Source organism: Geodermatophilus amargosae, from assembly GCF_900116515.1.
In the GTDB taxonomy this organism is placed as follows: Bacteria; Actinomycetota; Actinomycetes; order Mycobacteriales; family Geodermatophilaceae; genus Geodermatophilus; species Geodermatophilus amargosae.
Window position 1 is genome coordinate 69171 of record NZ_FPBA01000016.1, and the last position, 22752, is coordinate 91922.

At 76.3% G+C, this 22752-nt stretch carries 19 protein-coding genes; 9 read left to right on the forward strand and 10 right to left on the reverse strand.

Features of this window, described 5'->3' with window-relative positions; translation table 11 throughout:
- The first annotated feature begins 125 nt into the window (after positions 1-125).
- On the forward strand, positions 126-5180 hold the full coding sequence (locus BM414_RS18990) for a DUF11 domain-containing protein (protein WP_093581890.1): 5055 nt from the start codon (positions 126-128) through the stop codon (positions 5178-5180).
- 152 nt (positions 5181-5332) lie between these two features.
- The gene (locus BM414_RS18995) at positions 5333-6202 is read left to right on the forward strand and encodes a GGDEF domain-containing protein (protein ID WP_093581892.1); all 870 of its coding nucleotides are present in this window, start codon (positions 5333-5335) and stop codon (positions 6200-6202) included.
- Here BM414_RS18995 and BM414_RS19000 read toward each other — a convergent pair.
- A complete protein-coding gene (locus BM414_RS19000; protein WP_175551689.1) occupies positions 6199-6627 on the reverse strand; it encodes a DUF1707 SHOCT-like domain-containing protein in 429 nt (142 codons plus the stop codon). The genes BM414_RS18995 and BM414_RS19000 overlap by 4 nt on opposite strands.
- Positions 6628-6683: 56 nt before the next feature.
- Positions 6684-7100 carry a MarR family winged helix-turn-helix transcriptional regulator gene (locus tag BM414_RS19005; protein WP_217644813.1) on the reverse strand — a complete coding sequence of 139 codons (417 nt, stop codon included), beginning with the start codon at positions 7098-7100 and terminating at the stop codon, positions 6684-6686.
- A gap of 64 nt (positions 7101-7164) precedes the next feature.
- Between BM414_RS19005 and BM414_RS19010 the strand changes: the two genes are divergently transcribed.
- Positions 7165-9024, forward strand: a complete 1860-nt coding sequence (locus BM414_RS19010) for an ABC transporter ATP-binding protein (protein ID WP_281246761.1) — start codon at positions 7165-7167, stop codon at positions 9022-9024.
- A 27-nt stretch (positions 9025-9051) separates the two neighbouring features.
- Here the strand turns inward: BM414_RS19010 and BM414_RS19015 are convergent, their stop codons facing one another.
- Genes BM414_RS19015 through BM414_RS19025 form a run of 3 tightly spaced genes read right to left on the reverse strand, consistent with a single transcriptional unit; the run spans position 9052 to position 11975 of the window.
- On the reverse strand, positions 9052-10143 hold the full coding sequence (locus BM414_RS19015; RefSeq protein WP_093581989.1) for a winged helix DNA-binding domain-containing protein: 1092 nt from the start codon (positions 10141-10143) through the stop codon (positions 9052-9054).
- A gap of 54 nt (positions 10144-10197) precedes the next feature.
- On the reverse strand, positions 10198-11028 hold the full coding sequence (locus BM414_RS19020) for an SDR family oxidoreductase (RefSeq protein ID WP_093581991.1): 831 nt from the start codon (positions 11026-11028) through the stop codon (positions 10198-10200).
- 56 nt (positions 11029-11084) lie between these two features.
- Positions 11085-11975, reverse strand: a complete 891-nt coding sequence (locus BM414_RS19025) for a sensor domain-containing diguanylate cyclase (protein ID WP_245784830.1) — start codon at positions 11973-11975, stop codon at positions 11085-11087.
- 201 nt (positions 11976-12176) lie between these two features.
- Here BM414_RS19025 and BM414_RS19030 point away from each other — a divergent pair, with 201 nt between their 5' ends.
- Positions 12177-12731 (forward strand): GNAT family N-acetyltransferase, encoded by a 555-nt coding sequence (locus tag BM414_RS19030; RefSeq protein WP_093581898.1) that lies wholly within the window; start codon positions 12177-12179, stop codon positions 12729-12731.
- A 3-nt stretch (positions 12732-12734) separates the two neighbouring features.
- Here BM414_RS19030 and BM414_RS19035 read toward each other — a convergent pair whose 3' ends face one another.
- Positions 12735-13940, reverse strand: coding sequence for an EAL domain-containing protein (locus BM414_RS19035; RefSeq protein WP_093581900.1), 1206 nt, complete (start codon positions 13938-13940; stop codon positions 12735-12737).
- 165 nt (positions 13941-14105) lie between these two features.
- Between BM414_RS19035 and BM414_RS19040 the strand changes: the two genes are divergently transcribed.
- Complete coding sequence (locus BM414_RS19040; RefSeq protein WP_093581902.1) at positions 14106-14741, forward strand: dihydrofolate reductase family protein; 636 nt, start codon at positions 14106-14108, stop codon at positions 14739-14741.
- 73 nt (positions 14742-14814) lie between these two features.
- Entirely contained in the window at positions 14815-15594 is a 780-nt protein-coding gene (locus tag BM414_RS19045; protein WP_175551690.1) for a thioesterase family protein, read from the forward strand.
- Between the two features lie 9 nt (positions 15595-15603).
- On the opposite strand, the gene BM414_RS19050 is transcribed toward BM414_RS19045, so the two are convergent.
- Together BM414_RS19050 and BM414_RS19055 are read right to left on the reverse strand one after the other, a co-directional pair.
- On the reverse strand, positions 15604-16284 hold the full coding sequence (locus BM414_RS19050; RefSeq protein ID WP_093581906.1) for a response regulator transcription factor: 681 nt from the start codon (positions 16282-16284) through the stop codon (positions 15604-15606).
- Positions 16281-17426 (reverse strand): sensor histidine kinase, encoded by a 1146-nt coding sequence (locus tag BM414_RS19055; protein WP_093581908.1) that lies wholly within the window; start codon positions 17424-17426, stop codon positions 16281-16283. Before BM414_RS19055 ends, BM414_RS19050 begins: the two co-directional genes overlap by 4 nt.
- Positions 17427-17622: 196 nt before the next feature.
- Between BM414_RS19055 and BM414_RS19060 the strand changes: the two genes are divergently transcribed.
- Positions 17623-18492 (forward strand): ABC transporter ATP-binding protein, encoded by an 870-nt coding sequence (locus BM414_RS19060; RefSeq protein ID WP_093581910.1) that lies wholly within the window; start codon positions 17623-17625, stop codon positions 18490-18492.
- A gap of 44 nt (positions 18493-18536) precedes the next feature.
- Positions 18537-19307, forward strand: a complete 771-nt coding sequence (locus tag BM414_RS19065) for a hypothetical protein (RefSeq protein ID WP_093581912.1) — start codon at positions 18537-18539, stop codon at positions 19305-19307.
- 247 nt (positions 19308-19554) lie between these two features.
- Here the strand turns inward: BM414_RS19065 and BM414_RS19070 are convergent, their stop codons facing one another.
- Both BM414_RS19070 and BM414_RS19075 read right to left on the reverse strand, forming a co-directional pair.
- Positions 19555-20709: an acyl-CoA dehydrogenase family protein gene (locus tag BM414_RS19070; RefSeq protein WP_093581993.1), complete on the reverse strand. Its 1155-nt coding sequence runs from the start codon at positions 20707-20709 to the stop codon at positions 19555-19557.
- Positions 20706-21572 carry an HTD2 family dehydratase gene (locus BM414_RS19075; RefSeq protein ID WP_093581914.1) on the reverse strand — a complete coding sequence of 289 codons (867 nt, stop codon included), beginning with the start codon at positions 21570-21572 and terminating at the stop codon, positions 20706-20708. The genes BM414_RS19070 and BM414_RS19075 overlap by 4 nt, the downstream gene beginning before the upstream one ends.
- An 86-nt stretch (positions 21573-21658) precedes the next feature.
- Between BM414_RS19075 and BM414_RS19080 the strand changes: the two genes are divergently transcribed.
- Positions 21659-22735: an alkene reductase gene (locus BM414_RS19080; protein WP_093581916.1), complete on the forward strand. Its 1077-nt coding sequence runs from the start codon at positions 21659-21661 to the stop codon at positions 22733-22735.
- Positions 22736-22752: the final 17 nt, after the last annotated feature.

Genomic DNA, 22752 nt, shown 5'->3' on the forward strand with positions numbered 1-22752 from the left:
GTCCCCGTGCGTGCGTTCCGCCGCTGACAGGTTGCGCACTCCCGAGTGACCGGTGGGGTCACGGGGGACGGGCGCACGGGAGAGGTCGACGTGGCGGAGCGAGGAGTGCGCGGACGCTCGCTGGTGTGGGGGCCCTGGCCCTCGCCGCCGGGCTGTGCGCCGGCGCGGTCGTCGCCGTCCTGCCCGCGGCCGCACCGGTCACCGAGGTGGTGACCGCCGCCCAGGACCCGGTGTCCTGCTCGTCGTCCGTGGCGCTGGCGAACGGCGGCTTCGAGCTGCCGGCCATCCCGGCCAACGACCTGGCCTTCCTCCACCAGAACCAGGTCCCGGGCTGGTACACGACGGCCACCGACCGGCAGATCGAGCTCTGGCGCAACTACCAGAACGTGCCGGCGGGGTCGGGCGCCCAGTTCGCCGAGCTCAACGCCAACCAGGTGTCCACCCTCTACCAGGACGTGCCGACCACGCCCGGCCAGACGCTGCGCTGGGAACTGAAGCACCGCGGGCGCCTGGGCGTGGACACCATGGCCGTCCACATCGCCGTCCCGGGTGTGCTGCTGACCGCCGCCACCCGGCAGGGGGGCAACCTCAGCGACGGCAGGACCGCCTGGGGCACGCACAGCGGCGTCTACACCGTCCCCCTCGGCCAGACGACCACCCGCTTCGCGTTCCAGTCGGTCAGCGCGTCCGGGGGCAACACCTCGGTCGGCAACTTCCTCGACAGCATCTCCTTCGGCACCGGGCCGTGCCTGGCCACGACCGAGACGGTGACGACCCAGCGCGGTGGCACCACCGCGCAGGTGGGCGACGTGCTCACGTACACGGTCACCACGCGCAACGAGGGCGGGAACCCGGCGCGGGCCACCGTCGTGACCGACGAGCTGCCGGCCGGCGTCGAGTTCGTGCCGGGGTCGATCCGCACCACCGCCGGCGCGACGACCGCGACCCGCACCGACGCCGCCGGGGACGACGTCGCCGAGTACGACGCCGCGACGCGGACCGTGCGGCTGCGGATCGGCGCCGGTGCCACCGCCTCGGCCGGCGGCGCTGTCGCACCGGGGGAGGCGCACAGCGTCAGCTGGCAGGCGCGGGTCCAGCCGGCGGCCTCGGCGACCACCGTCAGCGACGACGCGACGGTCGGGTTCACCGACCCGCTGACCGGCACGGCCCGCACGTCCCGGTCGACGACGGTGAGCACCCCGGTGGGGGCGGCGGCCGACCTCGCCGTCTCGCTGGCGCAGAGCCCCGCCGCCCTCGTCGCCGGATCCTCCACGACCTGGACGGCGACCGTCCGCGGCAACGGCCCGAGCACCGAGCCCGCCCCGGTCGTCTCCGTCCGCGTCCCGGCACAGCTGTCCGGCGTGACCGCGAGCAGCACCGGCGGCCCGTGCACGGGCAACGACGGCGCGACGGCGACCGTGGCGGTCACCCCGGCCGACCGCGAGCTGCGCGTGCAGACCCGGGCCGCCGTCCCGGCCGGGGCGGACCCCGCCGCCCTGCGCGCCGGGGACACCGTGGACCTCACCTACGAGGTGACCAACGACGGAAACGTCGTCGTGTCCGGGATCCGGCTCCAGGAGTCGCTGACCGGCGGCGGCGTCACGTGCCCGAGCGACCGGCTGGCGCCCGGGGAGACGATGACCTGCCGCGCCAACTCCACCCACCGCGTGACCCAGGGCGAGTTCGACCTCGGCGCGCCCGTCGCCAGCGTGGTGACGGCGTCCGGGCGGACGCCGGACCGCACCGCGGACCTGGACTTCGACCCGGTCCGTACCGAGCTGCCGCTGGCAGCCGGCGCGCCCGCGGTCGGGGTGACGCTCGTGCCCGACTGGGACGACGCCGACGGCGACGGCGCCCTTGACGCCGGCGAGACGGTCGTGTGGACCGCGGTCGTGGTGAACCGCGGCGACGTCACGCTGGCGGACCCGGTCGTCGACGCTCCGGGCGCCCCGGCGCTGACCTGTGACGCGGCCGTACTGGCGCCCGGACGGGGCACGACCTGCGTCGCGTCGCCGTACACGGTGACCGCCGGCGACGTCCTCGCCGGGCAGCGGACCGTCACCGCCGGGGTGACGGCGACCGCCCGGCGGACCGGCTCCCCGGTGCAGGCCGCGCCGTCCTCGGCGGCCCTGCCCGACGACCCCCGCGCGGAACTGGGCCTCACGCTCACCGGAGAGGTCGCCCCGCCGGGCCGTCCGGACGCCGCCGACCTGGGCGACGTCGTCACCTGGCGGTACGTGGTGACCAACCTGGGCACCGTCACGGTGCGGGACGTCGCCGTCGACGACGCCGGTGCCGGCGCCGTGACCTGCCACGAGACCGTGCTCGCGCCGGGCGCCACGACCGGCTGCGCCGCCGTGCGCGGCCACGTCGTCGACGAGGACGACCTGCTGGCCGGGCGGCTGACCGGCCGCGCCACCGCCGCCGGCGTCCCGGCCGCGCTCGGCGGCACCGTCCGCTCCGCGCCCGCCGAGGACGTGGTCGGGCTGGCCGGCCTCGTCCGCTCCCTCGAGGTGACGGTGCGGGCCTCCGACGGCGACCCGAGCCCGGTGCGCACCGGCACCGAGCTGCGCTGGGCGCACGGCGTCGCCAACACCGGCAACGTGACGATGCGGCTGGTCACCGTCTCCGACGACCTGCTGGGGCCGGTCGGCTGCGTCCAGGACGTCCTCGCCCCGGGCGAGGCCACCACCTGCACCGCCGGCGCCGGCCACCGGGTCACCCAGGCCGAGTTCGACGCCGGCCGGCCCGTGGGCGGCACCGCGTGGGTCTCGGGTGTCCCCGCGGGGTCGGACGCCGCCCTGCCGTTCGGGCCCGCCTCCGACCCGGTCGCCCTGGCCGCGGCCGCGCCGGCCCTGAGGCTGGTCTCCGTGCCCGACTGGGACGACCGGGGCGCCGCCGGCGTGCTCGAGGCGGGCGAGACGGTCCAGTGGTCGCTGCTGGTCACCAACACCGGCGACGTCACCCTGTCCGGCGTCAGCGCGAGCGGGTCGCTCGCCGGCCCCGCGACGTGCACGCCGGCCGTCCTCGCCCCCGGTGCCACCGCGCGCTGCGGCACGGGCGCGCACACCGTCACCGCCGCGGAGGAGTCCGCCGGGACCCTGCACGACGACGCCGTCGCGTGGGCCGCCGACCCGCGGGGCGGACCGGGCGCGAGCGCCCAGGCGACGAGCAGCGTGCCGGCGTCTTCTCGGCCGGAGGTGGTCACCGTCGTCGCCGCCGAGGTGGTGAGCGGGACCGCTCCGGCCGACCTCGGGGACCGCGTGCGCTGGCACTACACCGTGACCAACGTCGGCACCGTGCCGCTCGACGCGGTCGCCGTGCAGGACGCCCGCGGCGGGACGGTCACGTGCGACACCGTCTCCCTGCGTCCCGGCGGCGCGGCGCTGTGCACCGGCGACGCCCTCCGCACGGTCACCGAGGCCGACCTGCGGGCGGGTGAGGTGGGCACCGACGCGACGGCCACCGCCACCTGGACCGCCGGCGCGGTGACCGTGACGTCCCCGTCGGCCGCTGTGGCGATGCCGACCGCCGCGCCGGTCGGCCGCCTGCAGCTCGCCGGGACCGCGACGGGGACGGCGACCGCCGTCGGCGACCGGATCGCCTACCGGTGGGTCGTGTCCAACGCCGGCACGGCGACGATGACCGGCGTCGAGGTGGCCGACTCCGCGGGCGGTACGGCGACCTGCGCGGCGACGGTCCTGGCGCCGTCGGAGTCCACCGACTGCACGGGCGGCGAGGCGTACACCCTCGTCCAGGACGACGTCGACGCCGGCCGGCCGGTCGGGCTCACCGCGACGGCCCTCGGCACACCGGGGAGCGGGTCCGTGGTCCGGTCCGGCCCGGCGTCCGCGCCCGTGGCCGTCCCGGCCGCCCGGCCGGCGCTGACCGCCGTCACGACGGCCGACTGGGCCGATGACGGCGACCGGGCACTGGAGGCGGGCGAGACCGTGACCTGGACCGTGGCGGTCACCAACACCGGCGACGTCACGCTCGAGGACCTCCGGGTGAGCGACCCGCAGGTGTACGTCGGCTGCCCGGTCAGCCGGCTGCCGGTGGGCCGGACGGAGCGTTGCGTCTCCGACCCCTCCGTGCTGACCGAGGGTGACGCCACGGCCGGCGAGCGCGCCACCACGGCCGAGGCCTCGGCGGCCTCCGTGCGCGACGGTGCGGTCGTCCACAGCGGTCCGGCCGGCGCACGCGTGTCCACCGCCCCGGCGCCGTCCCTCGCGCTCACCTCGGTCGCGCTCGTCGGCCCGCCGGCACGGCAGGCCGCCGCCGACCTCGGGGACACCGTGACGTGGCACCTGGTGGTCACCAACACCGGCAACGTCCCGGTCACCGGCATCACCGTCACCGGTGCGGCGGGCGCCCTCGCGGGTTGCGCGACGGCGGTGCTCGCGCCGGGTGGGTCGGCGGAGTGCGCCACCGACGGGCACGTCGTCACCGAGGCCGACCTCCTCGCCGGGCAGGTCGGGGCCGACGCCGTCGCCGTCGGCACGGCCGCGCTGACCGGGGCCGAGGTGCGCTCGCCGTCGGCGACGGGCGCCGTCCCGACCGCCGCCCCGCGTGCGGCCGTGGACCTCGCCCTGGAGCACCAGCGGGTGTCCGGCGACGGGACGGCGACCCTCCGGCCCGGCGCCCTCGTGCGGACCCGCTACCAGGTGAGCAACACCGGCACCCTCACGCTGACCGGCGTCGCCGTGACCGACACCGTGGCCGGGCCGGTCACCTGCGGGCAGACCGTGCTGGCGCCGGCGCAGTCGACCACGTGTGCCGCCGACCGGCCGCGCGAGGTGACGGCCGACGACGTGGCCGCCGGGCACCTCACGAGCTGGGCGACGGTGGCCGCGGTCTCCGGCCTGGGGACCGTCGCGGACGACGCCATGACGACCGAGGCCGTGCCGCCGGGGCCGCAGACGCCGGGGCCGGGGCCGGGGCCGGGGACGGCCGGCGGGCCGGCTGACGTCCCCACGACCACGACCACGACCACGACCACGGCGCCGGCCGGGCACCCCGCTGCCCCGGGCACCGCCGCCCCGGGGACCGGCGCCCCGCACACCGCCGCGCTGGCGAGGACCGGTGTCGAGGTCGCGGCGCACGTGGGGACGGCCGGGGCCCTGGTCCTCGCCGGCGCCGTCCTGCTGCTGGCGACCCGCCGCCGGCGGGGGGACACATGAGACCGGTCGGGATCCGGCACCGCGCTGCACCGCATCGACGCTGTCATGTGCGCGTGGTCTCATGCCAGCGGTGCGCCGTGGGACGGCGCCGGTCCGAGGAGGGCGGCATGGCCGAGGGGTGCGGCAGCGACGACGACGGCGTGCTGGGCTAGGTGGACGGCCGGCTGGCGGTCGAGTTCGTCGAGGGCACCGACGCCCTCGTCTGCGTCGTCGACGGGGACGGCCGCATCCTGCTGGCCAACCCGGCACTGCAGCGGTTCACCGGCCGCACGCACGACCAGCTCCGCGAGCACTTGTTCGTCGACGTCTACGTCGTCCCCGAGCACCGGGAGCTGGCGCTGGACGCCGTCTCGCGGGCCGTCACGACCGGGCGGGCCCATCCGCAGGAGGGGGACTGGCTGACCGCGGACGGCAGCCGGCGCCTGATCTCGATGCAGAACAACGTGCTGACCGATCCCGGCGGGCGGCCCTACGCGGTCGCCTGCGTGGGCATCGACGTCACCGACCAGCGGCGGCACGAGGCGCAGCTGTCGGAGCGGGCGCGCACCGACCGGCTCACCGGGATCCCCAACCGGGGCACGTTCTTCGAGGAGCTGGCGCGCCACCTCGACCCCGCGGCCGACCGGGTCTGCGGGGTGCTCTTCTGCGACCTCGACGGGTTCAAGGTCGTCAACGACGTGCACGGGCACGCCGTCGGTGACGCGGTCCTGGTCGAGGTCGCGACCCGGCTGCGGGCGATGGCCGGACCGGGTCACGTGGTCGCCCGCCTCGGCGGCGACGAGTTCGTCGTGCTCTGCCCCGGCTGCGACGAGCCCGTCCTCGCCGCGCTCGCCGCCGCGGCGCGCGAGCGGGTCGGCGCGCCGGTGCCGACCGCGGCCGGGCCGGTGGCCGTCGGCGTGAGCATCGGCAGCGCCGTCGGCCGGCCCGGCGAGTCGCCGGACGAGGTGATCACCCGGGCCGACCGCGCGATGTACGGGGTCAAGACCCGCCAGCACCGCACCTCGGAGCGACCGCCGGACTAACGGTGGGGGCGGCCGATCCCGGTGGCGTAGAGCACGGCGAGGACCGCACCCGACGGCGCGAACCAGATGAACCACGGGTAGGCCGGGTCGCCGCTGCCCAGCGAGACCAGCAGCCAGACGACGACGTTCACCGCCACGGCGGCGGCCCACACCGTGGCGAGCACCCGCATCGCCGTGCCGCCGCCGGTGTCGGAGAAGACGCGGTGCCGCGGCGCGGGCGGCGGCGGGGGTGGCGGCTCGGGCAGGTCGCGGGTGACGCGGTCGAGCTCGCCGCGGGTGCGCGCGGCCCAGATGGCCTGCACGCGCTCGTCGAACTCGTGCAGGTCGAGCTGGCCGGCGCCGACCGCGCGGTGCAGGCGGTCCTGGACGACCTTCCGCTCGACGTCGGAGACACGGAGCTCCTCGGTGCGCACCGGCTCGTTCATGCGCAGCATCGTGGCACCGCGACCCACCCCGTGGGGTCCGTCGTCCGGTGGACTCCTCAGTCCAGGAGCGCCTGCAGCAGTCGGGCGAGCTCGGCGCGGTCGGTGGCCGGCAGCCGGGCGAACAGGTCGCGGGTGTCGGCGCGGCGCGCGGCGTCGACCTCGGCCTGCACCCGCCGCCCCTCGTCGGTGGCCCGCAGCAGCACCGCCCGGCGGTCGGTCGGGTCGGGGCTGCGCTCCACCAGCCCCCGCTCCTGCAGCGCGTCGGCCACCTCGGTCGCCGAGCGCGGCGCGATGTGCAGCGCCTCGGCGAGGTCGGACAGGCGCGCGCCCTCCCGGGCGACGACGACCCGCAGCGCGCGGGCCTGGTGCGGCGACAGCGCCCACGGCGCGAGGACGTCCCCCCACCGCCGGCGCTGGGTCCGGGCGACGCGCATGACCAGCTCGGCGATCTCCGCGCCGTCGTCGTCCGCCACGGGGGAATGGTAGCGAGGACACTGTGGTTGCCACACCGTGAGGTGACCTCAGCAACGTCAGGAGGTGGTCGCCATCAGCGAGATGGCCCACGGCCGCGGGAGCGGCTCCCCCCGGGGCGGGTCCGGGCGGACCGTCGACCCCGCCGACCGGGCGCAGCTGGAGCGCGCCCCGGTCTCCCTGCGCCGGGTCACGGCGCTGTTCCGCCCGTACCGCTGGCAGGTCGCGACCGTGGTGGCGCTCATCGTCGCCTCCTCGACCGTCGCGCTGGCGACGCCGTTCCTCGTCCGGCTGGTCATCGACGAGGCGCTGCCCCGCCAGGACGTGCGGCTGCTGGTCTGGGCGGTCGCGGCGATGGTCGCCGTCACCGGTGTGACCGCCGTCCTCGGCGTGCTGCAGACGTGGCTGTCCACCACGGTCGGCCAGCGGGTGATGCACGGCCTGCGGACGGCGGTGTTCACGCACCTGCAGCGCCAGTCGCTGGGCTTCTTCACCCGCACCCGCGGCGGCGAGGTCCAGTCGCGGCTCACCCACGACATCGGCGGCATGCAGTCGGTGGTCACCTCGACGGCGACGTCGCTGGCGTCCAACGCCACCACCGTCGTCGGCACGGTGGCCGCGATGGTGGCGCTGTCCTGGCGGCTGTCCCTGCTCTCGCTCATCGTGCTGCCGCCGGCGATCGCGCTGACCCGCAAGGTCGCGCGGATGCGCCGCGCGGTCACCGCCCAGCGGCAGCGGCACCTCGCCGACCTGCACGGCCAGGTCGAGGAGGGGCTCTCGGTCAGCGGCGTGCTGCTCGGCAAGACCCTCGGCGCCGGCCCGGCGACGTCCCGGCGGTTCGCCGCGACGTCGGAGGACCTGGTGGGCCTGGAGGTCCGCTCGCAGCTGGCCGGCCGCTGGCGGATGGCCTCGATGAGCGTCGTCTTCGCCGGAATCCCCGCGCTGATCTACCTGTTCGCCGGGCTGCCGGCGACCTCCGGCGGCATGACGATCGGCACGCTGGTCGCGTTCACCACGCTGCAGGCCACGCTGTTCCGCCCGCTCATGGGCCTGCTCGACGTCGGCGTCTCGGTGACCAGCTCGATGGCGCTGTTCAGCCGGGTGTTCGAGTACCTCGACCTGCCGGTGGAGGTCGACGACCCGGCCGAGCCGGTGGAGCTCGACCCGGCGTCGGTGCGCGGCGAGGTCCGCTGGGAGCACGTCGACTTCTCCTATCCCGACGGCGCCCGCCCGGCGCTGACCGGCGTCGACGTGACCGTCCCCGCCGGCACGACGCTGGCGCTGGTGGGGCAGACCGGGTCGGGCAAGTCGACGATGGCCTCGCTGGTCGCCCGCCTGGCCGACCCCACCGCCGGCCGGGTGACGATCGACGGCGTCGACCTGCGCGACCTGCGGCTGGCCACGCTGGCGCAGGTGGTGGGCGTCGTCTCCCAGGAGACCTACCTGCTGCACGCCACCGTGCGCGAGAACCTGCGGCACGCCCGCCCGGACGCCACCGACGCCGAGATCGAGGCCGCGGCGCGCCGGGCGCAGGTGCACGACGTGATCGCCGCGCTGCCCGACGGCTACGACACCGTCGTCGGCGCCCGCGGGCACCGGTTCTCCGGCGGGGAGAAGCAGCGGCTGGCCATCGCCCGCACGCTGCTGCGCGACCCGCGGGTGCTGGTGCTCGACGAGGCCACCAGCGCGCTGGACACCGCCACCGAGCGGGCCGTGCAGACGGCGCTGGACGAGGCCCGCCGCGGACGGACGACGATCACCATCGCCCACCGGCTGTCCACCGTCCGGCACGCCGACCGGATCGCCGTCCTCGACGCCGGCCGGCTGGTCGAGTCCGGCACGCACGCCGAACTCGTCGCCCGCGGCGGCCGCTACGCCGAGCTGGTCGCCGCCGGCGACGCCGCCGAGGACCTCCTCGCGGCCTGAGGGGCCGACAGCGCCACGAGGGCTCCCTCAGGCGAAGTCGACGGCCTTGAGCCGGACGCCGCGGAAGGCGGCCAGCCGCTGGGCCTGCTCCTCGACGGCGGCGCGGACGGCGGGGGAGAACGGCTGCCACGGCTCGACGGCGACCGTCAGCGACGACCCCGCCTTGCGCGGCCGCCACACCCCGGCGACCGCGCCGTCGGCGAGGACGGCGCCGGGCCGCCCGAGCACCGGCCACAGTTCCGTGCGGCGCGCGGGGTCGGCGATCGTCTCGCGGTCGCGGCCCTGCAGGAACAGGTCGAACGGGCCGAGCAGCCGGGTCACCGCTGCGGGCGCCGCACCCAGCCGGTCGGCGTCCTCGGCCAGCAGCCAGCGCCGCTGCCCGTCCACGGTCACCTCGACGGCGTCCTCGGGCCAGTGCGCCTTCACGTCCTTCACCGGTGCGTCGAGGTAGCCGGCGACGTGCTGGTGCGTGGCCGGGCCGAGCAGGTGCAGGTACGCGCGGACGACGTCGAGCCGGTCGGGGACGGTGCCGGCCGGCGCGAACCCCGGCACCGGCTGCAGGACCGGCGGCGAGGTGCCCGGCTGCAGCTCCAGGCCGGCGCGCAGCGCGGCCAGCCGGAAGGTCTGCTCGTGGGAGTGGACGGCGTCGCAGGGCCGGCAGTACCGGTTGTAGGGCTCCTCCACGGCCTGGGACAGCCGTCGCGACATCTCGCCCTTGACCATCGGCGCGGTGACGATCCCGCGCATGGTCGCCGCCAGCGTGTCCAGTGCGGTCAGCACCGGGATGCCCGCGGCCTTCAGCGGCTTGGCCGCGTCGAAGACCCGCTTGGCGGCGTCGGCCTCGGAGAAGGGGGCGGTGGCGGTGGCGACGGCGGGCAGGTCGGCGCGGCGGTAGAGGTGCGGGGCGCCGCGCAGCGTCCAGACCGTGGCCAGCTCGCCCGGGTCGAGCGCCGTGACGTCGACCCCGCGGACCGCCAGCGCCCAGAGCCCGCCGTCGGGGCCCGTGTCCTGCACGCCGAGGTCGAGGACGGCGGTGTCGTCGACCGTCCCGGCGTCGCGGTCCAGCTGCTGGGCGGTGATCCGGGCGGCCAGGACGTCGCGGGCGGACGCGGTGAGCACGCCCGGCACCCTAGGCCCGGCCGGGGACGGGCGGGCCGTCCCCGGCCGGGGGCGTCAGTCGCGCCGGCCGTGCGCGGCCACCGACAGCGGCTCCCACTCCCGCCAGGTGGCCAGCCGGGACTCGTAGTCGCGGGTGGCGATGGCCAGCGGTCCGTCGCCGAGGAAGACGCGCAGCGGCGGCTCCTCGGCGTCGACGAGCTGCAGCAGGGCGTCGCGGGTGGCCGTCGGGTCGCCGGGGCTGGCCATCCGCCGGGCCCGCTGCTCGGCGGCCCGGACGCGGAAGTCGTCGTAGGCCGGGTGCTCCGCCGCGTGCTTGGCCGAGGCGCCGCCCCAGTCGGTGGAGTAGCCGGCCGGCTCGACGATGGTGACCCGGATGCTGAAGCCGGCGACCTCCTGCGCGAGCGCCTGGCTCATGCCCTCCAGCGCCCACTTGGAGGCGTTGTAGATCCCGATGTTCGGGAAGGCGCTGATGCCGCCGATCGAGGAGATCTGCAGGACGTGGCCCGAGCCCTGCGCCCGCATGACCGGCAGCGCGGCCTGGGTGATCCACAGCGCGCCGAAGAGGTTGGTCTCGAACTGCGCGCGGGCCTCGTCCTCGGAGATCTCCTCGATCATCCCGAACTGGCCGTAGCCGGCGTTGTTGACGACGACGTCGAGCCGGCCGAACCGCTCGGCGGCCCGCTGGACCGCGGCGACGTCGGCCGCGCGGTCGGTGACGTCGAGCTGCAGCGGCAGGACGGCGTCCCCGAAGCGCTGCACGAGGTCGTCGAGGGTGGCGGTGTCACGGGCGGTGGCGGCGACGGAGTCCCCGCGCTCGAGGGCGGCGATCGCCCACTCGCGGCCGAAGCCGCGAGAGGCGCCGGTGATGAACCAGGTCTTCGGCATGTCCGCGGACAGCACCGTCGCGGGCCGGGCTGTTCCCGGACCGGTCAGGACGGCGCTCAGGACGGCGGCGTTACTCCCCGGCTGACGCGGCGGAGGCTCTTCACGCCGTACATGGCCATGTCGGCCCGGGTCATCACGGTGTCGGGGTCCTCCCCGGGGCCACCGGTGGCCGTCCCGGTGCTCGCGCCGATCCGCACCTCGTCGCCGGCGCCGGCGACGTCGAACGGTGCGGCCATGACCGCCTCGAGCCGCCGTGCCCGTGCGACGAGGGCGTCGTGGTCGGTCCCGCGCGCGACGAGCACGAACTCGTCACCGCCGAGGCGGGCCACGACGTCGTCCGGTGCGGCGATCTCCCGCAGCCGTCCGGCGACGGCCACGAGCAGCCGGTCGCCGGCGGCGTGCCCGTAGCGGTCGTTGACCTCCTTGAACCCGTCGAGGTCGCAGAACAGCAGCCCGCAGCCGTCGCCGGTCTCCACGTGCAGGCGGGCGGCGAGGACGGCGAAGAGGGCGCTGCGGTTGGCCAGGCCGGTGAGCGGGTCGGTGACCGCCTGCCGGCGCACCCGGGCCTCCCGCTCGCGGTGCGCGGTGACGTCGATGCCGATGAAGGCGACCGCGTAGGGGCGGCCGTCGTCGTGGGTCAGGACGCTGGTCTGCAGCTCGATCCGCCGCCGGTCGCCGTCGCCGGTGAGCCAGTCGACCTCCCCGGGGATGGCCGGGCGGCCGGACAGGACCATCGCCACCGCGGCCCGGGCGAGCTCGACCTCCTCGGGGATGGTCACGATCTCCCAGAAGGAGGCGCCGACCAGCTCCTCGCGGGTGCGGCCGGTGAACCGCTGCAGCGCGGGGTTGGCCAGCAGGACCCGCCCGCCGCCGTCGCAGACGAGCACGAGGGCGGCCGTCGCCTCGACGGTGGCCCGGGACAGGGCGTCGAGCGCGGGGGCCGTCACGGACACGGTGGCCCGGCGCTGGGGGAGTCCGGACGGGGACGTCCGTCGTGATGCGTGCACCGCTGTCTCCTCGGGAGGACTGCTGTCCCTCTCCCATCGGCACCGGACGGTCCCGTCCCGAGGGTCCCACCCTCCGACGGGGGAGTCCCGGGTGGGCGGGATCGGCCGCCCCCGGCGTACGGGGAGGGCTAGCGTGGCCGGGTGCTCGAGGGGCCGGTCACCTTCCGCCCGTTGACCCGCGCGGACCTGCCGCTCCTCGGCCGCTGGCTCGAGGAGCCGCTGGTCGCGCGCTGGTGGGCGCACGAGACCACGCCCGGGGCGCTGGAGGCCGACTTCGGCCCCGCCGTCGACGGTACCGATCCCGCCGAGGTCCTGCTGGCGCTGGCCGGGGACCGGCCGTTCGGGCTGGTGCAGCGCTACCGGATCGCCGACTTCCCCGAGTACGTCGAGGAGCTCGCGCCGGTGGTCGACGTCCCGCCGCGGGCGCTGTCGATCGACTACCTGATCGGCGAGCCCGACGTCCGCGGCGGCGGGGCGGGCACGGCGATGCTGGCCGCGTTCGTGGCGGAGAGCTGGGCGGCGTACCCGGAGGCCGACGCCGTCCTGGTGCCGGTGGCGACCGGCAACGTCGCGTCCTGGCGGGCGCTGGAGAAGGCCGGGTTCACGCGGGTCGCGGAGGGCCCGCTGACGCCGGACAACCCGGTCGACCCGCCCGACCACGTCCTCTACGTGCTCGGGCGGCCGGCCGGGGTGTGACGGTCAGGCCGGCTGGCGCTCCGGGGCCCGGACCGGCAGGACGGGGGTGAGCGCCTCCGGCGGTCCGGGACGGCCGAAGTACCAGCCCTGGCCGAGGTCGACGCCGAGGTCGCGCAGGTGGGCCGCCTCGTCGGCGGTCTCGATGCCCTCGGCGACGACCGTCACGCCGCAGCCGTGGCCGAAGACCACCAGCGACTCCACGAGCTTGGACAGCACCGGGTCCACGTGCAGGCCGCTGACGATGCTGCGGTCCATCTTGATGACGTCGGGGTCGGTCACCACGATGTGCCGCAGCGAGGAGAAGCCGGCACCGACGTCGTCGATGGCCAGCCGCATCCCCGCCGCACGGAACGGCAGGAGCGTGGTGGTGAGCGCGTCGTAGTCCTCGACCGGGTCGTGCTCGGAGAGCTCGAGCAGGACGCGGTCCAGCGGCAGGTCGGCGAGCAGGGCGGAGAAGGCCGGCGTGAGGAGGGTCTGCGGGGAGACGTTCATCGCGACGTAGCCGCCGACCCGGTCCAGGAGCGCGGCCGCGCCGCGGAGGGCCAGCAGTTCCATCTCGTCCCCGCGGCCGACGCTGTGCGCCTCCTCGAAGACGACGTCGGGGCCCTTGCCCCACTCGAGCGGGAAGCGGCTGAGCGCCTCGGCTCCCACGCGGACGCCGGTGGCCAGGTCGACGATCGGCTGCAGGACGACGCTCGGGCCGCCGGAGGCCACCAGCGGGTCGAGGCGGCCGTCGATGTCGTCGCGGCGCTGCTGCTCGCGGACCTCGGGCTCGATGATCACCGAGGCGGCCGAGGCGAGGACCTTCATCAGCGCCTCGTCGCGGCCGGTCAGCTCCTTGTCGGAGGTGAACCCGAACGCGCACAAGGTGCCGTAGAGGCTGCCGTCGGAGAGCGTGACCGGCGTCGAGACGTAGCTGCGGATGCGCGGGATGCGGGCCGAGGGCAGGGACATCGCCACCGGGTAGCGCGTCACGTCGTCGATGACCGCGGGCAGCCGCCCGTCGAGGACCGCCTGGCAGAACGAGGTCTCCTGGACCTGCCTCTTCTTCTCCTGGACCAGCAGCGGCACCCGGGTGTCGACCACCTCGAGGTGCTGCGTGGTGCCGTCCATCCGGCTGAGGAACGCCACGCTCATGTGCAGCGACTTCCGGGCCGTCCGCAGCAGCTCGGCGATCTGCTGCTCGGCTTCCGTGCGCTGTCGGGCCATCGGTGCTCCTCGTCCGTGAGGGGTGTCGGTCCTCCATCGACACCGGACGTGCGGGACTGGAGCGGGCCCACCGGCGGCTCACCCGGACCGATGAGTCGGGGCCCCGTCCGCCGTCTGCACCCCGACAGCCGCACCCCGACAGCCGCACCCCGACAGGAGAGACCGATGCGCCCGCTCACCGTCACCACGTTCCTGACCCTCGACGGCGTCGCCCAGGCCCCGGGCGGTCCGCAGGAGGACCCCTCCGGGGGCTTCCCGTACGGCGGCTGGCTGGTGCCCTTCGCCGACGAGGCGTTCGGGCAGCAGATGGACGCCTGGTTCGGCGGCGCCGAGGACTTCCTGCTCGGCCGTACGACCTACGAGATCTTCGCCGCGCACTGGCCGCACGTGGACGCCACCGGCGACCCGGTCGCGCAGGCGCTGCAGACGAAGACCAAGCACGTGGCCTCGCGGACGCTGTCCTCCCTGGAGTGGAGCTCCGCCCGCCTGCTCGGCGGGGAGGTGCCGGCGGCCGTCCGCGAGCTCAAGGCCGCCGACGGCGGCGAGCTGCAGGTGCACGGCTCGATCGGGCTGGCGCAGACCCTGCTCGCCGAGGACCTCGTCGACGAGCTGCGCACCATCGTCTCCCCCGTCGTGCTCGGCCGGGGCAAGCGGCTGTTCGAGGGCGGCGCCGCACCGCGGACCTGGGAACTGGTCTCCTCGGTCCAGACCTCGACGGGTGCGGTGATGACCGCGCACCGGCGGGCCGGTGAGGTGCAGACCGGCTCCTACGCCCTGGAGGACGCCGACTCGACGGTTTGAGTTCCGTACCGACGTCGGTGTACGGTCCTCCCGGCCCAGTTGGACAGTCCAACCGAGCCGGGAGGAGGACCTCGTGGACGTCGCCACTACCACCGCCCCGGTCACCGGGGCCGGCGCCGCCGCCGCGACCGCGGTGGTCATCGACCCGAGCTGGCGGTCCTTCACGCACGTGCAGGGCGGGCTGGTGGTCGGGCACCTGATGGCCGCCGCCGCGGACCTGGCCGGCGCCGCCCCGCGCTCGGTCACCGCGCACCTGCTCGCCGGCGTCGAGCCGGGGGTGGAGACGGCGGTCGACGCCGTCGCCGACCGCACCGGGACCACCGGCAGCGTCCGCGCGACGATGGCCCAGGGCGGCCGGGTGCTCGCCGTCGCCCAGGTGCTCACGCTGGCCCGCCCGGCGTCCCCGGTCACCGAGGCGGTGCCCCCGCCGCCCGGGCCGAGGGTGCGCGACGGCGTGCCGTTCGAGCTCCCGCGGGAGCTGGTGCCCATCGCCGACCACACTCAGATCCGCGCGCTGGGCCCCTCGCGCCCGCTGGCCGGAGGCCCCGAGCCGCGGCTGTCGGCGTGGGTGCGCATCGACGGCGACCTCGCGCCGCTCGTGCAGCTCGGCGTCCTGCTCGACGCCCTGCCGCCCTCCCTGTTCGCCGTCCGCACCACGCCGGCGGCGATGCCGACCGTCGAGCTGACCGCGCACCTGGCCGGCCCGCCGCCGGAGACCGGGGCCTGGGTGCGGATCGACCAGGTGACCACCTGGGCCGACGGCGACGTCGCGGTCGACGACGCCGAGCTGCGCGCCGTCGACGGCTCGCTGGTCGCCCGCGTCCGCCAGACCCGCCGGCTGCTCTCCCGCTGACGCCCGTGCTCAGCCGTCGAGCAGACCGGCCTCGTGGGCGAGGATCGCCGCCTGGGTGCGGTTGGCGAGGTCGAGCTTGGTGAGCAGCCGGGAGACGTAGGTCTTCACCGTGGCCTCGCTGACGAACAGCCGGCCGGCGAGCTCGGCGTTGGACCCGCCGCTGCCGAGCAGCGTGAGCACCTCGCGCTCGCGCTCGGAGAGCGTGGCCACCCGCTGCAGCGCCTCGGCCCGGCGCGGGGTCGCGCGGCTGTCGACGTAGGAGGCGATCAGCCCGGCGGTGACGGCGGGGGAGAGGGTCGCGGTCCCGTCGGCCACGGCGCGCACGGCGGCGGCGATCTGCCGGGGCGGGGTGTCCTTGAGCAGGAAGCCGGCGGCTCCGGCGGCCAGCGCCGCGTAGACGTACTCGTCGACGTGGAAGGTGGTGAGGACGGCGACCTGCGGCGGGTCGGGCAGCGCGAGGATCTCGCGGGTGGCGGTCAGGCCGTCCGTGCCGGGCATGCGGATGTCGGTGAGGACGACGTCGGGCCGCAGCTCCCGCGCCGCGGCCACCCCTGCGGCGCCGTCGCCGGCCTCCCCGACGACGTCCATGTCGCCGGCCGCCTCGAGCACGGTGCGCAGGCCGAAGCGGACCAGTTCCTCGTCGTCGACGAGCAGCACCCGGATCCGCCGCGTGCCGTCCTGCCCGCTCATGCCGGCAGCACCGCCTCGACGCCGAAGCCGCCGTCGAGCCGCGGTCCGGCCGTGAGCCGCCCGCCGAGGGTGCGCACCCGCTCGCCCAGCCCCACGAGGCCGAAGCCGCCGCCGGGGACGGCGGTGGGTGTGCGCGCCGGCGGCCCGTTCACCACCCGCACGCACAGCTCGCCGGGCCGCCGCTCGACGCACACGCGGACCGGCGCGTCGGGAGCGTGCCGGCCGGCGTTGGTCAGCGCCTCCTGCACGATGCGGTACGCCGCCCGGCCGACGACGGGGTCGACCGGCGCGGTCCCCTCCGCGGGCCCGGTCCAGGCGACGGCCATCCCGGCCTCGCGCGCGGACCCGACCAGCCGGGGCAGGTCGGCCAGCCCCGGCTGGGGGCCCAGCGGCGCGGCCTCGTCGACCTCCTCCGCGCGCAGCACGCCGACCATCTGCCGCAGCTCCTCGAGCGCCTGCCGCCCCGCCGTCTGCACCTGGCCGGCCAACTGCTCCACCCGCTCCGGGTCGCCGGCGGCCACCTCGATGGCGCCGGCCTGCAGCACCATGAGGCTCACCCGGTGCCCGACGGCGTCGTGCATCTCGCGGGCGATCCGGGTGCGCTCGGAGACGACGGCCTCGCGCGCCAGCAGCTCCCGCTCGGTCTCCGCGCGCACGGCCCGGTCGCGCAGCGCCTCGAGCAGCAGCGCGCGGGTCCGCTGCCAGATCCCGACCGCCGCGGGCAGGACGAGGGCGATGGCCACCCCGCCGAGGGCGCCCACCGCCTCGTTCGCGGTGCCGATGGTCCAGGGCTGGACGAGCGCGACCGTCCCGAGCACGCCCGCGACGATGCGCACCGGCCACCGGCGCTCGTAGCGGCCGACCGCGTAGGCGGTGAGCAGCAGGCCGACGGTGAGCGCCGGGACCAGCGCCCCGAGGGCGGCACTGACGACGAACGGCACCATCGGCGCCGACCGCCGGAAGAGGAGCAGGGTCAGGACCAGCAGGAGGCCACCGACGACGAGGACGGCGTCCGGCGCCAGGCGGGCCTCCGGGGTCACGACACCGACGACGACGGTCGCGGTGCTCAGCAACGCGATCAGGGCCTCGAACCCGACGCTGCGCGCGCGGAGGCCGGGCCAGACGCGCTCCCGGAGCCCCATGGCCCGGCAGCGTAGGACGGGCGCGGGCCGCCGCGGGTCGCCCGTCGGTCGCGGTCCGACGTCCTCTTCCGGATGACACGGGATCGCCCGCCCGTCGCCGCAGGTCGAGCCCCGCGGCCGACGCGGGCGCGGTGCCGGTGCGGCCACGCTCGTCGCCGTGACCGGATCGGCCGGTCGAGACCCGCAGGAGGTCCCCGTGATCGAGGTCAGCGGACTGACCAAGCAGTACGGCTCCCGGACCGTCGTCGACGACGTGTCCTTCGTCCTCGAGCCCGGCACCGTGACCGGTTTCCTCGGGCCCAACGGCGCCGGCAAGAGCACCACGCTGCGGATGATGACCGGGCTCGTCCCGGCCACCGCGGGCAGCACCCGCATCGACGGGCGGCCCTACGACGCGCTGGCCAACCCGGCCGCCGTCGTCGGCACCCTGCTCGACGCCTCCGCCGTCCACCCGGGCCGGACCGGTCGGACCCACCTGCGGCTGATGGCCGCGACGGTCGGGGTGCCCGCCACGCGGGCCGACGAGGTGCTCGAGCTGGTCGGGCTCACCGACGCCGCCGGCCGCCGGATCGGCGGTTACTCCCTCGGCATGCGGCAGCGGCTCGGCATCGCCGGCGCGCTGCTGGCCGACCCGCCGGTGCTGGTGTTCGACGAGCCGGCCAACGGCCTGGACCCCGAGGGCATCCGCTGGATGCGCGACCTGCTGCGCGGTCACGCGGCCCGCGGCGGCACCGTGCTGCTGTCCTCGCACCTGCTGGGCGAGGTCGAGTCGACCGTCGACCGGCTGCTGGTCATCGGCGCCGGCCGCATCGTGGCCGACGGGCCGGTCAGCGACCTGCTCGGCAGCGAGGGCACCGCCGTGCACGCCGCCGACCCGGCCGCCCTGACCCGGGCGCTGGAGACGGCGGGGTTCCACGTGCAACACGGAGCCGACGGCGCGCTGGTCGTGCCCGGCGCCGAGCCCGGCGAGGTCGGCGCGGTCGCCGCGGCCGGCGCTCACGTGCTCACCGACCTGCGCCCGGTCCGCCGCGGCATCGAGGACCTCTTCTTCCAGCTCACCGCCTGACCTCCCTCCCCGCCTGATCCCTCCTCCCCGCCTGGAGAACCGTCATGACCACCACCACCACCACACCCGCTGCCGTCCCCGCCGTCGTCCGTCCTCCGGTGCGCGCCGGCGGGCCGTCGCCGGTCGCTCTCGTGGGCATCGAGGTGCGCAAGTCCCTGTCCACCCGCTCGGGCCGCTCGCTGGCGGCCGCCTCGGCGCTGCTGGCGCCCGCGGTCACCGCATTCGTGGCGGCCGCGAGCGACGAGACCCTCGACTCGGTCACCGGGCCGCTCGGCTTCATGGGCATGCTCACCGGCCTGGTGCTGCTGTCGCTGGGCGTCCTGGCCACTGCGGGCGAGTGGAGCCACGGCACGGTGCAGACGACCTACCTGCTCGTCCCCCGCCGCGGCCGGGTGCTGGCCGCCAAGGCCGTGGCCGTCGCGCTGCTCGGGGCCACGGCCGCCGCCGTCGCCCTGGCGCTGAGCGCGGCCGTCCTGGCCGGCATGGTCGACGGCGCCTCCTGGGACGGTGCCGGGCGCGCCGCCGCGGTCCTGGTGGCCGCCGGAGCGGCGCTCGCGCTGACCGGTGCCGGCGTCGGGGCCGCACTGGCCAACACGCCGGCCGCCATGACCACGCTGTACATGGTGATCCTCGGCGTCCTGCCGTTGGCCCGGACCTTCAAGCCCGAGGTCGGCTCGAAGCTGGACCCGGCCGAGGCGGTGCTCAACCTCTCGCAGGGGCACGCGGAGACACAGTCGGTCCTGGTCCTGACCGGGTGGGTCGTCGTCAGCCTGGTCGCCGGGGCCGTCGTCACCCGCCGCCGCGCGGTGGCCTGACCCCGCACGACCCCGTCGAGATCCCGCCCAGGGCGGTCCCGGCTCCGGCCGGGACCGCCTTCGGCGGGTGCTAGTCGCGGGGGCGGCCGGTCGGTCGCCGACCGGGACGACGTCGCCGCGGCCCTCGCCGCGCCGCTGGTCGACCTCGTCGTGACGCCCACCGCGCACGACGTCCACCTCGAGCGTCCCGACCTGCTGGTCTCGCTGGTCGACCGGTACCTGCGCGGTCCCGCGTCAGCGCCCGGCCTCAGTCCAGGCCGCCCCGGGCGACCAGCTGGCGGGCGATGACGTCGCGCTGGATCTCGTTGGTGCCCTCGCCGACGATCATCAGCGGGGCGTCGCGGAAGTAGCGCTCGACGTCGAACTCGGTGGAGTAGCCGTGCCCGCCGTGCACCCGGATGGCGTCGAGGGCCACCTTCATCGCCGTCTCCGAGGCGAACAGCTTCGCCATCCCGGCCTCCATGTCGCACCGCTGGCCGGTCTCGTACCGCTCGGCGGCGTACAGGACGAGCTGCCGTGCGGCGGTGAGCGAGGTGGCCATGTCGGCGAGCAGGTTGCCGACCGCCTGGTGCTGCCAGATCGGCCTGCCGAAGCTCTCGCGGTCCTGGGCGTAGCGCAGCGCGTCGTCGAAGGCGGCCTGCCCGACCCCGAGCGCGCGGGCGGCCACCTGGATCCGGCCGGTCTCCAGCCCGGTCATCATCTGCGCGAACCCGCGGCCCTCGATCCCGCCGAGGACGGCGTCGGCCGGCGCCCGGTACCCGTCGAAGGCCAGCTCGCAGCTCTCCACGCCCTTGTAGCCGAGCTTGGGCAGGTCACGGGAGACGGTGAGCCCCGGCCCGTGCTCCACCAGCAGCACCGACACCCCGCGGTGCCGCGGCTGCGCCTCCGGGTCGGTCTTGCACAGCAGCGCGATCAGCTGCGACCGGCGCGCGTTGGTGATCCACGTCTTCGCGCCGTCGACGACGTACCCCTCGCCGTCCCGCCGGGCCACCGTCCGCATGGCCTGCAGGTCCGACCCGCCGCCGGGCTCGGTCAGCGCCATCGTCGCCCGCACCTCACCGGTCGCCATCCGCGGCAGCCAGCGGTCCTGCTGCTCGCGGGTGCCGAACGCCACCAGCAGCTTGGTGACGACGGTGTGCCCGCCCATCGCCCCGGCCAGCGACATCCAGCCGCGCGCGAGCTCCGCGGTGACCATCGCGTAGCAGGGCATCGACACCGGCGCCTCCCCCCACGGTTCCGGCACTGCCAGGCCGAAGACGCCGAGCTCCTTCATCCGCCCGATCAGCGCCTCGGGATAGGTGTCGGCGTGCTCCAGCTCGCGCACCACCGGCCGCACCTCACGCCCGACGAAGGTGCGCACCGTGCCGACGACGTCGCGCTCCTCGGCGCTCAGCGCGGTCATCGGGCGGCCCCCAGCACTGCCGTGCCGGTGACGGACGCCGGCTGTCCGGCCACGGCGGCGGCCAGGTCGACGCGGTCGCCGTCGAACCGGCCGGTCGCGCGCACCGGCGTGCCCGCGTAGGCCGGCCGGGTCAGCCGGTGGGTGAACGAGGTGACGGACCGGTCCGGTGCGCGCCGGCGCGGCACCTCGAGCAGCAGCAGCGCGAGCAGCGGCCCGTGCACCACCAGCCCGGGATGGCCCTCGACCCCCGTCGCGTACGGCTGGTCGTAGTGGATGCGGTGCGCGTTGTAGGTCAGCGCGCTGAAGCGGAACAGCAGCGCCGGGTCGGGGAGCACCTCCACCGCCGGGCCCCCGTCCGGGGAGGCCGCCGGTGCCCCCGCCCCGGCGGGCGCCGGCGAGGACCCGGCCTCCTGGGAGCGGTAGACGACGTCCTGCTCCTCGATGACCAGCAGCGCGCCGTCCGCCCGGTACGCGCTTCGCACCGTCACCAGCAGCATCCCGCCGCTGCGGCCGACCTTGAGTTGGCAGCGGGCCAGCGACGACGTCCGCTCGACGAGCGCCCCGACCCGCAGCGGCGCGGTGACCTCCAGCCGCCCGCCGGCGATCATCCGGCGCCGGTGCCGCAGCGGCGGGAGGAAGTGCCCGTCGCGCGGGTGGCCGTCCTCGCCGAGGTCCGCGGTGGCGGGGGAGTCGAGGAAGGCGAAGACGTGCCAGCCCGGCGGCAGCGGGTCGCCGTCGGCGAGGGGCGGCGCGGGCCGGTCGAGGAGCGCGGCGAACGCGGCCGCGGGCCCGGGCAGGACGATCGCCGCGTCGGTCACCGGGCCGGGGGACCAGCCCTCCACGGCGGCGCTCAGGGAGGTCACCGGGCCATGGTGCAGGGTCGCGGTGCCGCCTGTGACGCCGCCCGCACCGCGGAATGCACCGGGCTCCCGCGGTGTCGCAACCAGGCGTGGACCTGTTCTCCCCCGTGACCCTCGGCGACCTCGAGCTCGCCAACCGCGTGGCCATGGCGCCACTGACCCGCATGCGCTCCGGCGACTCCGGTGTCCCCGGTGACATCGTCGTCGAGCACTACGCGCAGCGCGCCTCGATCGGCCTGATCGTCACCGAGGGCACCTACCCCAACGCCGAGTCGCAGGCCTTCGTCGGCCAGCCCGGCATCGTCACCGACGAGCAGGTGGCCGGCTGGCGCCGCGTCGCCGAGGCGGTGCACGCCCGGGGCGGCCGGATCGTCGTGCAGGTCATGCACGGCGGGCGGGTCACCCACCCCGACACCAACGGCGGCCGCCGCGTCGTCGCCCCCAGCGCGATCGCCATCGACGGCGTGGCGCGCACGTCGACGGGCAAGCACCCCTACCCGGTGCCGCACGCGCTGACCGCCGGGGAGGTCCGCGACGTCGTCGCCGACTTCCGCCGGGCCGCCGAGCGCGCCGTCGAGGCGGGGCTGGACGGCGTGGAGATCCACGGCGCCAACGGCTACCTGCTGCACGAGTTCCTCGCGCCGTCGTCCAACGTCCGCGACGACGAGTACGGCGGCTCGCCGGAGAACCGCGCGCGGCTCGCCGCCGAGGTCGTCACCGCCGTCGCCGACGCGATCGGCGCCGGCCGCGTGGGCCTGCGCATCTCGCCCGAGCACGGCATCCAGGACGCCCTCGAGCCCGACCGCGACGACGTGCTGGCCACCTACGGCGCGCTGCTCGACCGGCTGCGCCCGCTGGGGCTGGCCTACCTGTCCGTGCTGCACCGCGAGCCGGCCGGTGACCTCGTGCAGGAGCTGCGCCGCCGCTCCGGCACGCACCTCATGGCCAACAGCGGCTTCTCCACGGTGACCACGCGGGACGAGGCGGTGGCGCTCATCGAGGCCGCGCACGCCGACGTCGTCGCCGTCGGCCGGCCGGTGATCGCCAACCCCGACCTGGTCGAGCGCTGGGCCGGTGAGCACCCGGAGAACGAGCCCCGGACGTCCCTGTTCTACGCGCCCGGCGCCGAGGGCTACACCGACTACCCGGCGCTGCGCGCCGGCTGACCGCCGCCCTCGGGAGC

Bases quoted from the DNA above. Each gene is read 5' to 3' on its own strand.
- BM414_RS19050 (WP_093581906.1), bottom strand. From the start codon at position 16,284: ATGAGCGGGCAGGACGGCACGCGGCGGATCCGGGTGCTGCTCGTCGAC.
- BM414_RS19040 (WP_093581902.1), top strand. From the start codon at position 14,106: ATGCGCCCGCTCACCGTCACCACGTTCCTGACCCTCGACGGCGTCGCC.
- BM414_RS19020 (WP_093581991.1), bottom strand. From the start codon at position 11,028: ATGCCGAAGACCTGGTTCATCACCGGCGCCTCTCGCGGCTTCGGCCGC.
- BM414_RS19055 (WP_093581908.1), bottom strand. From the start codon at position 17,426: ATGGGGCTCCGGGAGCGCGTCTGGCCCGGCCTCCGCGCGCGCAGCGTC.
- BM414_RS19035 (WP_093581900.1), bottom strand. From the start codon at position 13,940: ATGGCCCGACAGCGCACGGAAGCCGAGCAGCAGATCGCCGAGCTGCTG.
- BM414_RS19065 (WP_093581912.1), top strand. From the start codon at position 18,537: ATGACCACCACCACCACCACACCCGCTGCCGTCCCCGCCGTCGTCCGT.
- BM414_RS19070 (WP_093581993.1), bottom strand. From the start codon at position 20,709: ATGACCGCGCTGAGCGCCGAGGAGCGCGACGTCGTCGGCACGGTGCGC.
- BM414_RS19000 (WP_175551689.1), bottom strand. From the start codon at position 6,627: ATGAACGAGCCGGTGCGCACCGAGGAGCTCCGTGTCTCCGACGTCGAG.